The following is a 12,800-nucleotide window of genomic DNA, read 5'->3' on the forward strand; positions in this document are numbered from 1 at the left end:
CGCCCGCAGCGCACCGAGTTGGGGTGAAATCGCGCGCTTGTTCCCAGTGCGCCGAAGATCCCGACAACTCCCAGACATACCCCGCCGCAAGCTCCCCCATCCCAGCCGATTCGTTTTCAGAGGGCCTACATGGTGAGTGTTGATTCCCCTCCAGGTCGCCGTGAACTTCCGTACGTGCGAACCCTGTTGCTGCCGGCCATACTGATGGCCGCGGCCACCGGGGCCGCCGTCGCCCTGGTGACGGAACCGGCCCGGCTCGCCGTCGGCCTGTGCGGTGCCGTCGCCACCCTGCTGGTGATCATCGCGGCGGCCGAAGCGGCACGCCGCGGCCGTGCGCTGCGGCTCATGCGTGCCGAGCACGCCCGTCACAGCGCGTATCTGGAACGCCGGGCCGCGAGCCACCACGAGGAGATGGTCCGTCTCGGCGGCGAAGTACTCCCCAACATCCTGGACTTCATGCGCCGGGGGAGCACGCCCGAAGAGGTGATGCGCCGCCTCGGCGAGGTCGACCCTTCCTACCCCGAACTCGGCCAGCCGCAGCGCGAGATGATCCGCATGGTGTGCGACATCGTCGACCACCAGGACTCCATGCGCGAATCCGCCGAACGTTCCTTCGTCGACATCGCCCGCCGCGTCCAGGCGATCGTCCACCAGCAGAACAAGGAACTCCGCGAGATGGAGGAGGACCACGGGCGCAACCCCGAGGTCTTCGACGACCTCCTGCGCATCGACCACGGCACCGCCCTGATCGGCCGCCTCGCCGACTCGGTCTCCGTCATCGGCGGCGGCCGGCCCGGACGCCAGTGGCCCAAGCCCGTGGCGCTCTACAGCGTGCTGCGCGGCGCCATGTCCCGCATCCTGGAGTACCGCAGGATCAACCTCGCCTCGATCGCCAAGGTCAACATCAAGGGCACCGCGGTCGAGCCGGTCATCCACGCCGCGGCGGAGCTCCTCGACAACGCGACCCGCTACTCGCCGCCCGGTGCCAAGGTGCACGTCACCGCGACCGAGGTGCAGAGCGGTGTCTGCATCGAGATCGAGGACGCCGGCGTCAGCCTCAGCGAGGAGTCCCGCGCCCGCATCGAAGGGCTGCTGGAGGACGCCAAGCGCGGCACCGACGTCCAGGACCTCGCCCACCACCCGCGCCTGGGCCTGTCCGTGGTGGGCCGGCTGTGCACGCAGTACGGCATGGACGTGTCGCTGCGGGCCTCCGCGTACGGCGGTGTCCGGGCCATCCTCATCGTGCCCAGCAAGATGATGACCACCGAGCCCGGGGTCGGACTCGCCCACGGCATCGGCGCGACGTCGATCCCCCACCCGGGCCCGGACGCCCTCCCCGGCCCCAAGCGCACGCCCAAGAAGCGCCGCCCCACCAGCCCGCGTATCCCGGACACGGTCTTGCTGGAGGACGACGTTCCCGAGGTGACCGAGTGGACGGCGGGCGGCCTCCCGCAGCGCCGCAGCCGGGTCAAGATGCCGCTCAGCCAACGCCTCGCCGAACAGGCGGTCTGGGAGCGGGAGGACGCCGAGCGCGAGGCCCGCGAGGCCGCCGAGCGTGCCCGCAACGGCTTCCCGGCGGCCGCGGCCGAAGAGCCCGAGCCGGAGAAGGACCAGGGGCTCCCGCCGGGGCACTTCATCGGTGCCTTCTGGGAGGGCCTCAAGCAGCACCCGGGCAGCAGTCAGGCCCACCAGCAGTCCAGCAGCAGCGAGCCGGCCCACGCCCCGGCAGACGACGAGGGGAACCTCAAGTGATCGAGCAGCAAGGCAAGTTCGACTGGATGCTCCGGGATCTCTACGACGGCGTCCCGGGCATCGAGATGATCGTGGTGCTCTCCGCCGACGGCCTGCGCATCGCCCGCTACTCCGGTGACCCCGACGCCGCCGACCGGGTCGCCGCGGCCTGCGCGGGCCTGCAGAGCCTGGCGAGTGCCGTCAGCCAGGAGATCCCGACCAGCGACGGCGACATGAAGATGGTCCTCATCGAGATGAACGGCGGCTACTTCTACCTGATGGCCGCCGGACCCAACGCCTACCTCGCGGTGCTCTCCGACGTCCGCTGCGAGCCCGGGCGGATGGGTCTCAGCATGGCCGACCTGGTCGCGCGTATCGGGCCCCATCTCACCAGTCCCGCCCGGCGCAACGGGCAGACCGTATGACTCGTCCCCAGCGCCAGAGGCGAACTCCCGGGCAGGAGCCGTCCACCGCGACCCCCTCAGCCGAACAGCCCCGCAAGGACGACGGCACGCCCAACCCCGAGCGGCTGTTCGTCATCGGCGGGGAGGGGAGCGGCGAACGCGCCGACATCGACCTGGTCACCCTGATCGTGGCCCGCGCGGACCCGCCGGTGTCCGCCACACCGGAACAGGCGGCCCTGCTGCGGCTGTGCGCCGCGCCCCTGTCCGTAGCCGAGCTGTCGGCCTACCTGAGCCTGCCGTTCAGTGTGGTGACCGTGCTGCTCACCGACCTGCTGGCGACGGAACTGGTGCAGGCCCGCGCCCCGATCGTCCGCCAGCAGGTCGCCGACCGAAACCTCCTCGAAGCGGTGATGCATGGACTCCAAAAACTCTGACACGATCCCGGGCCCGCGGACGGAGGACCGGCTGCCGCACACGGCCGAGGCCGCCGTGAAGATCGTCATCGTGGGCGGTTTCGGGGTCGGAAAGACGACCATGGTCGGCTCGGTCAGCGAGATCAGACCGCTGACCACCGAGGAGACGATGACCCAGGCCGGCATCGGGGTCGACGACAACTTCGGTTCCGCCTCCAAGACGGCGACCACGGTGGCCATGGACTTCGGCCGCATCAGCATCACCGACCAACTGGTGCTGTACCTCTTCGGCACGCCCGGCCAGGAGCGCTTCTGGTTCCTGTGGAACGGCCTGTTCGAGGGCGCCCTCGGCGCGGTGGTACTCGTCGACACCCGCCGCCTCGACGTCAGCTTCGACGTCATGGGACGCCTGGAGGAGCGCGGTGTCCCCTTCGTGGTCGCCGTCAACACCTTCCCCGACGCGCCCCGCTACCCCGTCGCGGAGCTGCGGGGAGCGCTCGACCTGGCCGAGGAAATTCCCATCCTCGACTGCGACGTGCGGCGCCGGGCCTCCAGCCGGGACGTTCTGCTGACACTGACGCGTTTCCTGCACTCCATCGCCATGAAGGGCGCGCTCACCTGACCCGGCCGCGGCCGGGTCAGGTGAGCCGGCCGCGGCCGGCTCACCCTTTCGACCCACACTCCTGACCCACACTTCTGTTGCGGAGCGACACTGTGACGCCTGAACGCCACTCCCTGACCGGAACGGGCGACCCCCTGCTCGAACCGCCGCCCGGCTGCCCCGCGCACGGCCTCGGACCGGGTGGACTGCACCGGCTGCACGAGGCGGACGACCTGGAGGAGCTGTACGAGCAACTGCGCGAGCAGCACGGGCCGGTGGCTCCGGCGCTGCTCCACGACGACGTACCGATGTGGGTGGTCCTCGGGCACGCCGAGAACCTGCACATGGTGAGCACGCCCGCCCAGTTCTGCCGCGACAGCCGTATCTGGACCCCGCTCAACGAGGGCGTGGTCAAGCCGGACCACCCGCTCATGCCGCACATCGCCTGGCAGCCCATCTGCTCCCACGCCGAGGGCGAGGAGCACAAGCGGCTGCGCGGCGCGGTCACCAGCGCCATGTCCGGCATCGACTACCGGGAGCTGCGCCGCCACATCAAGCGGTACACCCAGCGCCACGTCAACCGGTTCTGCGAGGAGGGCCGTGCCGACCTCGTCGGCCAGTTCGCCGAGCACCTGCCGATGGGCGTGATGTGCCACCTCCTCGGCATGCCGGACGAGTACAACGACCGGATGGTGGAGGCCGCCCGCGACACGCTCAAGGGCACCGAGACGGCGATCGCCAGCCACGCCTACGTCATGGACGCCCTGGACCGCCTCACCACCGCCCGCCGGGCCAAGCCCGAGGACGACATCGCCGGGCGCCTGGTCACCCACGCGGCCGGGCTCACCGACGACGAGGTGAGGGAGCACCTGCGGGTGGTCCTCCTGGCCGCCTACGAAGCGACCGTCAACCTCATCAGCAACGTGCTGCGCGTGGTGCTCACCGACCCGGGCTTCCGCGCCCAGCTCAGCGGCGGCCAGATGACGGTGCCCGAGGCGGTCGAGCAGTCCCTGTGGGACGAGCCGCCGTTCAGCACCGTCTTCGCCTACTTCGCCAAGCAGGAGACGGAACTGGGCGGCCAGCGCATCCGCGCGGGCGACGGGCTGCTGCTGGGTATCGCGCCGGGCAACGTCGACCCGCGCATCCGGCCCGATCTGGCCGCGAGCATGCAGGGCAACCGCGCCCACCTCGCCTTCGGCGGCGGCCCGCACGAATGCCCCGGCCAGGACATCGGGCGTGCCATCGCCGACGCCGGGATCGACGCGCTGCTGATGCGGCTGCCGGACGTCCAGCTCGCCTGCGACGAGGACGAGCTGCGGTGGCGGTCGTCGATCGCGTCACGGCACCTGGTGGAGCTGCCGGTGCGGTTCGAGCCCAAGGCGCAGCAGGACATCAGGCAGCAGCCGAGCCACGCCCCGGCCTCGGCGCAGCGCACCGCCTGGCACGTCGGCATCCCGCGACCGGAGAGCCGGCCCGCGCCACAGGTCCCGCCGTACCCGCCGGAGCCGGTGTCGGTGTCGGCCGCGCAGCCCCAGCCGGTGCCCGAGCAGCCGCGTCCCCGCGGCGCCTGGCAGCGCTTCCTGCTCTGGTGGCGCGGCTACTGACGGCCGGCCCACTCCTCGTACGCCGTCCAGGCCTGCAGGGACCGTCCGCTGCGGAAGCGGTGCTCCCGCCCCGTGACCGGATCGGTGAACCCCAGCTCCCGCGCCAGCAGTTGCAGCGGGCGCCGGAAGTCGCCGGCCGGCACGGGGGCGGCCACCTCGGGGTAGAGGGGGTCGCCCAGGATCGGCACGCCGAGCGCGCTCATGTGGACGCGCAACTGGTGGGTCTGCCCGGTGCCGGGCACCAGCCGGTACCGGCCCAGTCCGAGGCCGGTGCCCGGCCGGTGCCCGATCAGCTCGACACGGCTCACGGCGTTCGGCTCGCCCCCGACCTCCCGGGCGGCCGGCACCCCGCGCTCCTTGAGGATCCGGCTGCGTACGGTCCGGGGGAGGCCGAGCGCGGGATCACAGGGGGCCACGGCCTCGTACTCCTTGCGGACCAGCCGGTCGCGGAACAGGCCCTGGTACGCGCCGCGCTCCTCAGGGCGCACCGTGAACAGGAGCAGTCCGGCGGTGAGCCGGTCCAGGCGGTGCGCGGCGCCGAGCGCCGGGACGCCCAGCTCCCGGCGGAGCCGGGCGAGCGCGGTCTCGGTGACGTGGCCGCCGCGCGGGGTGGTGGCCAGGAAGTGCGGCTTGTCGGCGACGACGATGTGCTCGTCGCGGTACACGACCTCCAGCGGGAAGGGCACGGGTACCTCGGCGGGCAGGTCGCGGTGGAACCACACGAACATCCCGGGCTCGTACGGCGCGTCCCCCGGCACCGCACGCCCGTCCGCCCCCACGAACCGCCCCGTGTCGAACATGCCGTCGACGACGCCGGCCCCCGCACCGGACAGCCGCTCCGCCAGGTGTTCGCGCACCGTGGACCACGGCCCCCCGGCCACGGGCAGCCGCACCCGCACCGCGTCGATGCCGTCGCGCTGCGGGAGGGGTGAGGGTGGGGGAGGGGTACGGCGTCTCATCGCCTGCCAGCGTACGAGGCGGCGGCGGGCGCCGGAAAACGGGTGGGCCGCGGCCCGGCCGCGTTGGCAGGATGCGGCACATGCCCTATCTGACGCGCCCGGTCCTTCCCGCAGGCTCCCTCTCCCGTACCCCGCAGCCCACGATCCCCACGGGCGACGGGTTGGTGCTGCGCCCGTGGCGCACCGAGGACGCGCCCGCCGTGCACGCGGCCTTCCAGGACCCGGTGATGCACCAGTGGCACATCCGGGCCGCCGACTCCGAGGAGGAGGTGCGCGGCTGGATCGCCGAGTGGCAGCAGGGCTGGGCCGGGGAGCGGAACATCCAGTGGGCCGTCGCCGACGCGGCCGACGACCGGCTCCTCGGCCGGGTCGCCCTCCGTGAGGTCCTGCTCGGCGACGGGGTGGCCGAGGTCGCCTACTGGACCGCGGCGGCGGCCCGCGGTCGTGGCGTCGCCGCCCGGGCCACCGACACGATCGCCCGCTGGGCCCTGGACGAGATCGGCTTCCAGCGCCTGGAACTCACCCACGCCGTCGCCAACGAGGCCTCCTGCCGGGTCGCCCGCAAGACCCGCTTCGCCCTGGAGGGCACCAAGCGCAGCGCCCTGCTCCACTCCGACGGCTGGCACGACATGCACCTGCACGCACGGGTACGCGGCGACTGAGGCGCGGCCTCGACGGCCGGCGTTGTGCGGTGCGCCATCGCGCCACGGAGCCCGCGCAGTGCCCCGCGCGCGGTACGCGTGAGATGCCGGCCCGGCCCCTGGGGCCGCGCACGCCGGGCGGGCGATGTGGCGGGGCTGGTGGCCGCGCGGTGCCAGTCCCGTGTGCGGAGGTGCCCGGTGGGGTGCGCACTGTGTGGCCGGCCGTGTGCGGGCCGATACGGGCGCGTGGGCGCGTGCCGGCGCGGCTCGCTACGCGGCTGGCGCGGCCCGTCACGTGGTCGGCCGGGCTCGTTACGCGGTCGGCCAGGCTTGTCACGTGGCCGACCAGGCTCACTACGCGGTCGGCCAGGCTCGTTACGTGGTCGGCGGGGCCCGTCACTTGGCTGGTGCGGCCCGCTTCGCGGCTGGCGAGGCTCGCTACGCGGCCGGGGCGGTGTCCTCCTGTTCCGCCTCGATGCGCGCGTTCCACTCCCGCTTCGACGCCTGCCAGCCGTCCTCGTTGTGGCCCAGGCGCCAGTACCCGGAGATGGAGAGGTCCTCGCGGGGGATCTCGCGCTCCACCCGGAGGAGCCTGCGCAGTTCCTTCACGCAGGCCGCCTCGCCGTGCACGAAGGCGTGCACCCGGCCGTCGGGGAAGTCCAGGCCCCGTACGGCCTCGACCAGGGCCCGGCCCACCGGCCGGTCGCCACGGTGCAGCCAGACGACCTCCACGTCGGAGTCGATCTTCTGCTCCTCCTGGGGGCCGTCGACCTCGACGAAGGCGAAGGCGCGGGCGCCGTCGGGCAGGGCCTCCAGGGACCGCGCGATCGCGGGCAGCGCGCTCTCGTCACCGGCGAGCAGGTGCCAGTCGGCGGCGGGGTCCGGGGCGTAGGCGCCGCCGGGGCCCATGAAGCGGACGGTCTCGCCCGGCTGGACGCGCTTGGCCCAGGGGCCGGCCAGGCCCTCGTCCCCGTGGATGACGAAGTCCAGGGTCAGCTCGCGCAGCTCGGCGTCCCAGTGGCGCACCGTGTACGTCCGGGTCACCGGCCACTGGTCGCGGGGGAACTCCTCGCGAATCCGTTCCATGTCGAAGGGCTCCGGGTAGGTCACGCCCTCGGCGGGGAACAGCAGCTTCACGTAGTGGTCGGTGCAGGTCTGCGCCGGCAGCCCGGCGAGTTCCTCGCCGCCGAGCACCACGCGCTGCATGTGCGGGGTCAGCCGCTCGGTGCGGACGACCTGTGCGGTGCGCGGCTTGCGTGGCGTGCGTCCCGGACGGTCTGCCATGACGGCCTCCCTGCTCCCTACGTGAGGGTTACCTGACTTAGGTTTACCTAAGTTAGCATCCCCGCCCCACTTGTCACGTCATGGAGGGGGCTCCGTGACGTGACCGCGCGCAGAGTACGACTTCCCCTCGTCACGTCTGCGATGCACCGCGCGGGCTTTGCCTGCCCGGGGCGCGGGGCGCGGGGCGCGGGGGTCAGGTGGTGAGTGTCGTCAGCAGTCGCTCCAGGGATCCGCCCAGACCCCAGCGGGCCGCCAGTGCGTCCAGCGCCGCGGCGTCTCGCGGAGCGCGCGGCAGCGTGGTGCCGACGTCCGGCAGCGGGACGTCGTCGGCGACCCGGACGACCTTCGGGGCGACCGCGAGGTACGGCCGGGCCTCGGTCAGCCGCTTGCGCTGCGAGGGCGTGAGCTTCGCCCTCGGGTCGTCGACGGCCGCCTGGATCCCGGCCAGGTCCCCGAACTCGGCCAGCAGCTTGGCCGCCGTCTTCTCGCCGATGCCCGCGACGCCCGGCAGGCCGTCGCTCGGGTCGCCCCGCAGCAGCGCCAGATCGGCGTACCCGCGGCCGTCGACGCCGTACTTCTCGCGCAGCGTCGCCTCGTCGGTGAGGGCGAGCGTGCCGACGCCCTTGATCGGGTACAGCACGCGCACGCCGCGGGCGTCGTCGACGAGCTGGTAGAGGTCCCGGTCGCCGGTGACGATGTCGACCGGGCCCGTCGCCCGCGCCGTGTACGTGCCGATGACGTCGTCCGCCTCGTACCCGGCCACGCCGACGCGGGCGATGCCGAGCGCGTCGAGGACGGCCTCGATGACCGGCACCTGCGGGGAGAGCGTGTCCGGCACCTCCTCGGTGTCCGGGCCCGCCGGGCGCTCCTCGGCGACGCGGTGCGCCTTGTAGGAGGGGATCAGCTCCACCCGCCAGTGCGGGCGCCAGTCGGCGTCCATACAGGCGACCAGGTGGTCGGGCCGGTGGTCCTTCACCAGGCGGTCGATGAAGTCGAGGAGTCCGCGCACGGCGTTCACCGGCGTGCCGTCGGGGGCCTTCACGGAGTCCGGTACGCCGAAGTAGGCGCGGAAGTAGAGGGAGGCGGTGTCGAGAAGCATCAGTCGTCCGGTCACGCCTCGCATCATGCCGCAGGCCGTGTGGCGAGGAGATGGAGGACGTGTGAACTAGGTCACTCATGTGTTTGGGTCGGGATGATCAGGGCAGGCGCGCAGCCGGGCCGAAGCTGGTTGATGCTTTCAACTGTTAGCGAGTCTTCGTATCAGCGATTCCGTATCAGCGAGTACCACGCCCGGGCCCCTGTCCCCGATGCAAGAGGTAAGCGTGTCAGCCAGGCTAGAGGCCGAAAACCTGTACAAGGTCTTCGGCAAGAAACCGGACCAGGCAGTCGAGCGACTGCGCCAGGGAACCGAGCGGGAGGAGCTGCGCGCCGACGGCACCACGGCCGCCGTCATCGACGCGTCCTTCACCGTGGAACCCGGCGAGATCTTCGTGGTCATGGGCCTGTCCGGGTCCGGCAAGTCCACGCTCCTGCGCATGCTCAACGGTCTGTCGGAGCCGACCGCCGGGCGTGTCCGCTTCGGGGGACAGGACCTGACCGAACTCAGCGACCGCGGACTGCGCGAGGTCCGCTCCAGGCAGATCAGCATGGTCTTCCAGCACTTCGCGCTCTTCCCGCACCGCAGCGTCCGTGACAACGCTGCCTACGGTCTCGAAGTGCAGGGCGTGCCCCGCGCCGAGCGCGAACGCCGCGCCGACGAGGCGCTCGCCCTGTGCGGCCTGGCCGGCTGGGAGAAGTCCTGGCCCGACGAGCTGTCCGGCGGTATGCAGCAGCGTGTGGGTCTCGCCCGCGCGCTCGCCACGGACGCCGACCTGCTGCTGATGGACGAGTCCTTCAGCGCCCTCGACCCGCTGATCCGCCGCGACATGCAGGATCAGTTGCTCGACCTGCAGAAGACCCTGAAGAAGACCATCGTCTTCATCACCCACGACCTGAACGAGGCCATGCGCCTGGGCGACCGCATCGCCGTGATGCGCGACGGCCGGATCGTGCAGATAGGCACCGCACAGGACATCCTGATCCGCCCCGCCAACGAATACGTCGCCTCCTTCACCAAGGACGTCGACCGTTCGCGCGTGCTCACCACGAGCACCGTCATGGAGACGGAGCTGCGTGGCGACGAGGCCGACTGCGGCTGCGAGACCGCCACGCCCGACACGTCGTTCGCGGAGCTGTGCGCGATCAGCGCCCGCGTGTCCCACTCGGTGGCGGTGCTCGACGCCGACCGCCGGCTCGTCGGCGTCGTCCCGGCCCGGCGGCTCGTCGGCTTCCTCGGCGACGACGAGGACACGGTCCCCGGTGTCTGCGACACCCCGCGGGACAAGGGCGGCGAGAAGGTGATGTCCCGTGCCTAGAATCCCCCTCGGCGACTGGGTCAACAGCGCCGTCGACTGGCTGCTCGACAACGTCTCCTGGCTCTTCACCTTCCTGAAGAGCATCTTCACCGGCGCCTACGACGGCATCAACGCCGTCCTCCAGGCTCCCGAGCCGCTGCTGCTCGCCGGCATCTTCGCCGTGGTGGCCTTCTGGCTGCGCGGCGCGTTCGCCGGTGTCCTCTCCTTCGCCGGGTTCGCCTTCATCGAGTCCCTCGGTCTGTGGGAGAACGCGATGGTGACCCTGGCGCTCCTGCTGGTCGCCACGATCATCGCCCTGGTGGTCTCGGTGCCGGTCGGCATCTGGGCGGCCCGCTCCGACCGGGTGAGCTCCGTCGTCCGGCCGGTCCTGGACTTCATGCAGACGCTGCCCGCGATGATCTACCTCATCCCGGCCATCCTGTTCTTCGGAACCGGTTCCGCCCCGGGCATCGTGGCCACCCTGATCTTCGCGCTCGCCCCGGGCGTGCGCATGACCGAGCTGGGCATCCGCCAGGTCGACAAGGAACTGGTCGAGGCCGCCGAGGCATTCGGCACCACTCCCCGCAACACGCTGCTGCGGGTCCAGCTCCCGCTCGCGCTGCCCACGGTGATGGCCGGCGTCAACCAGGTCATCATGCTCGGTCTGTCCATGGCCGCGATCGCCGGCATGGTCGGCACCGGTGGCCTGGGCGGCGACGTCATGGAGTCCATCGGCCAGCTCAACGTGGGCCTCGGCGCCGAGGCCGGTGTCGCCATCGTGATCCTCGCGATCTACCTGGACCGCATGACCAGCGCGCTGGGCACGCACGTCTCTCCGCTGGGCCGCCGCGCCGCCGCCAAGGCCCGCGCCGCCAAGGGCCTGAAGATCTGGTCCTACCGGCCGCAGCCGCAGGTCGCCGTGATCGGCATCGTGATCCTCGGCCTGGTGGCCGGCGGGATGGGCGTCTTCGGCGGCAACGCCGACGACTCCCAGACGGTCGCCGGAGGCAAGAACGTCGGCGAGGGCAAGAAGGTCTCCATCGGCTACATCCCCTGGGACGAGGGCGTCGCCTCCACCTTCCTGTGGAAGGAGATCCTCGAGCAGCGCGGATTCGAGGTCGAGGCCAAGCAGTTCGAGGCCGGCCCGCTCTACACCGCGCTCGCGCAGGGCAACATCGACTTCCAGACCGACGCCTGGCTGCCGACCACCCACGAGCAGTACTGGAAGAAGTACGGCAAGCAGCTCGAGGACCTCGGCTCCTGGTACGACGAGACGTCGCTGGAGCTGACCGTCCCGGCGTACATGAAGGACATCGACTCCCTCGCGGACCTCAAGGGCAAGGGCGACCTCTTCGGCGGCAAGATCACCGGCATCGAGCCCAGCGCCGGTGAGACGCACCTCCTCAAGACCAAGATCCTCAAGGAGTACGGTCTCGACAAGGAGTACAAGGTCGTCGACAGCTCCACGCCGGCGATGCTGGCCGAGCTGAAGCGGGCCTACAGCAAGCAGGAACCGATCGTCGTCCCGCTCTGGTCCCCGCACTGGGCGTACAACGACTACGACCTGAAGAAGCTCAAGGACCCCAAGGGCGCCTGGGGCAAGGGCGACGGCGTGCACACGCTGTCGCGCAAGGGGTTCTCGGACGACAACCCGGTCGTCACCAAGTGGCTGAAGGACTTCTCGATGACCGAGAAGCAGCTCACCAGCCTCGAGGCCGAGATCAACAAGGCCGGCAAGGGCAACCAGCAGGACGCCGTCCGCACCTGGCTCAAGTCGAACCCCGGTGTCGTCGACAAGCTCGCCCCGGTCAAGGGCGGCGCCGGCGCCACGCCGGCCGAGGCCGAGCGCCCGCTGGACATCGCCTGGTTCCCCTGGGACGAGGACATCGCCGTCACGTACCTGTGGAAGAACGTCCTGGAGCGGCGCGGCTACGAGCTGAACCTGAAGCAGATGGAGGTCGGCCCGGTCTACACCGGCCTGGCCTCCGGCGATCTCGACCTCAACTTCGACGCCTGGCTGCCGTACGCCCAGAAGAACTACTGGGACAAGCACAAGGACAACCTCACCGACCTGGGCACCTGGTACGAGCCGACCTCCCTGGAGATCGCCGTTCCCTCGTACGTGAAGGACGTCAAGTCGCTCGCGGACCTCAAGGGCAAGGCCGACCTCTTCGACGGGAGGATCATCGGCATCGAGCCCGGCACCGGTGAGATGCAGCTCCTCAAGAACGAGGTCATGCCGGGCTACGGCCTGGAGGACGAGTACAAGGTCGTCGACGGCTCCACGCCGGCGATGCTGGCCGAGCTCAAGCGCGCCCTGGCCAAGAAGGAGCCGGTCGCGGTCACCCTCTGGTCGCCGCACTGGGCGTACAGCGAGTACGAGCTGACCAAGCTGAAGGACCCCAAGAAGGCCTTCGGCGAGGGCAACACGATCCGCACCATCTCCAGCAAGGCGTTCCCCGAGCAGTACCCGCAGCTCACCGAGTGGATCAAGGGCTTCCACATGAGTGAGGACGAGCTCGGCAGCCTGGAGGCCGAGATCAAGAACCGCGGTCAGGGCCAGGAGGAGGAAGCCGTGGCGGCCTGGCTGGAGGAGCACCCGGACATGGTCGGGCGGATGACCCCGCAGTAGCACGAAGACCGGCACGCGTTCGTCGTGCCGGCCACCCCGAGGGGTGGGTCCGACGGCGCCTCGCGACGGAGCGCGGTCCGGGCCCACCCCTCGGGTCGTCTCATGCCGGGGCACGGTATGGATTCGGCCAACCACGGA

The 12,800-nt window shown here is 71.2% G+C and carries 11 protein-coding genes; 8 read left to right on the plus strand and 3 right to left on the minus strand.

All coding sequences use genetic code 11. The annotated features are described in order from the left end of the window. Nucleotides 1-129: 129 nt before the first annotated feature. From B1H29_RS29385 to B1H29_RS29405, 5 genes are all read left to right on the plus strand, one after another. Nucleotides 130-1,752 (plus strand): sensor histidine kinase, encoded by a 1,623-nt coding sequence (locus B1H29_RS29385; RefSeq protein ID WP_055416056.1) that lies wholly within the window; start codon nt 130-132, stop codon nt 1,750-1,752. A 26-nt stretch (nt 1,753-1,778) separates the two neighbouring features. After that, entirely contained in the window at nt 1,779-2,156 is a 378-nt protein-coding gene (locus tag B1H29_RS29390; protein ID WP_167308645.1) for a roadblock/LC7 domain-containing protein, read from the plus strand. Beyond that, the gene (locus B1H29_RS29395) at nt 2,153-2,569 is read left to right on the plus strand and encodes a DUF742 domain-containing protein (RefSeq protein WP_055416055.1); all 417 of its coding nucleotides are present in this window, start codon (nt 2,153-2,155) and stop codon (nt 2,567-2,569) included. Before B1H29_RS29390 ends, B1H29_RS29395 begins: the two co-directional genes overlap by 4 nt. After that, nucleotides 2,550-3,170: a GTP-binding protein gene (locus B1H29_RS29400; protein ID WP_055416054.1), complete on the plus strand. Its 621-nt coding sequence runs from the start codon at nt 2,550-2,552 to the stop codon at nt 3,168-3,170. The genes B1H29_RS29395 and B1H29_RS29400 overlap by 20 nt, the downstream gene beginning before the upstream one ends. Nucleotides 3,171-3,262: 92 nt before the next feature. Then, a complete protein-coding gene (locus tag B1H29_RS29405) occupies nt 3,263-4,753 on the plus strand; it encodes a cytochrome P450 (protein ID WP_055416053.1) in 1,491 nt (496 codons plus the stop codon). On the opposite strand, the gene B1H29_RS29410 is transcribed toward B1H29_RS29405, so the two are convergent. After that, nucleotides 4,747-5,712 (minus strand): RluA family pseudouridine synthase, encoded by a 966-nt coding sequence (locus tag B1H29_RS29410; protein WP_055416052.1) that lies wholly within the window; start codon nt 5,710-5,712, stop codon nt 4,747-4,749. The genes B1H29_RS29405 and B1H29_RS29410 overlap by 7 nt on opposite strands. A gap of 80 nt (nt 5,713-5,792) precedes the next feature. Between B1H29_RS29410 and B1H29_RS29415 the strand changes: the two genes are divergently transcribed. Continuing rightward, nucleotides 5,793-6,374, plus strand: coding sequence for a GNAT family N-acetyltransferase (locus B1H29_RS29415; protein ID WP_055416051.1), 582 nt, complete (start codon nt 5,793-5,795; stop codon nt 6,372-6,374). Nucleotides 6,375-6,791: 417 nt separating this feature from the next. Here the strand turns inward: B1H29_RS29415 and B1H29_RS29420 are convergent, their stop codons facing one another. Together B1H29_RS29420 and B1H29_RS29425 are read right to left on the minus strand one after the other, a co-directional pair. After that, nucleotides 6,792-7,637 (minus strand): siderophore-interacting protein, encoded by an 846-nt coding sequence (locus B1H29_RS29420; protein WP_055416050.1) that lies wholly within the window; start codon nt 7,635-7,637, stop codon nt 6,792-6,794. Between the two features lie 193 nt (nt 7,638-7,830). After that, on the minus strand, nt 7,831-8,736 hold the full coding sequence (locus B1H29_RS29425; protein ID WP_079160883.1) for a 5'-3' exonuclease: 906 nt from the start codon (nt 8,734-8,736) through the stop codon (nt 7,831-7,833). 223 nt (nt 8,737-8,959) lie between these two features. Here B1H29_RS29425 and B1H29_RS29430 point away from each other — a divergent pair, with 223 nt between their 5' ends. Together B1H29_RS29430 and B1H29_RS29435 are read left to right on the plus strand one after the other, a co-directional pair. Beyond that, nucleotides 8,960-10,051, plus strand: a complete 1,092-nt coding sequence (locus B1H29_RS29430; protein WP_055416048.1) for a quaternary amine ABC transporter ATP-binding protein — start codon at nt 8,960-8,962, stop codon at nt 10,049-10,051. Further along, the gene (locus B1H29_RS29435; protein WP_055416047.1) at nt 10,044-12,662 is read left to right on the plus strand and encodes an ABC transporter permease/substrate binding protein; all 2,619 of its coding nucleotides are present in this window, start codon (nt 10,044-10,046) and stop codon (nt 12,660-12,662) included. The genes B1H29_RS29430 and B1H29_RS29435 overlap by 8 nt, the downstream gene beginning before the upstream one ends. The last annotated feature ends 138 nt before the right edge of the window (nt 12,663-12,800 follow it).

Origin of the sequence: Streptomyces pactum (assembly GCF_002005225.1) — a bacterium.
Taxonomy (GTDB): domain Bacteria; phylum Actinomycetota; class Actinomycetes; order Streptomycetales; family Streptomycetaceae; genus Streptomyces; species Streptomyces pactum_A.

Coding starts and splice junctions, on each gene's coding strand:
- B1H29_RS29385 (WP_055416056.1), top strand. CDS start 130: ATGGTGAGTGTTGATTCCCCTCCAGGTCGCCGTGAACTTCCGTACGTG.
- B1H29_RS29390 (WP_167308645.1), top strand. CDS start 1,779: ATGCTCCGGGATCTCTACGACGGCGTCCCGGGCATCGAGATGATCGTG.
- B1H29_RS29395 (WP_055416055.1), top strand. CDS start 2,153: ATGACTCGTCCCCAGCGCCAGAGGCGAACTCCCGGGCAGGAGCCGTCC.
- B1H29_RS29400 (WP_055416054.1), top strand. CDS start 2,550: ATGGACTCCAAAAACTCTGACACGATCCCGGGCCCGCGGACGGAGGAC.
- B1H29_RS29410 (WP_055416052.1), bottom strand. CDS start 5,712: ATGAGACGCCGTACCCCTCCCCCACCCTCACCCCTCCCGCAGCGCGAC.
- B1H29_RS29415 (WP_055416051.1), top strand. CDS start 5,793: ATGCCCTATCTGACGCGCCCGGTCCTTCCCGCAGGCTCCCTCTCCCGT.
- B1H29_RS29420 (WP_055416050.1), bottom strand. CDS start 7,637: ATGGCAGACCGTCCGGGACGCACGCCACGCAAGCCGCGCACCGCACAG.
- B1H29_RS29425 (WP_079160883.1), bottom strand. CDS start 8,736: ATGCTTCTCGACACCGCCTCCCTCTACTTCCGCGCCTACTTCGGCGTA.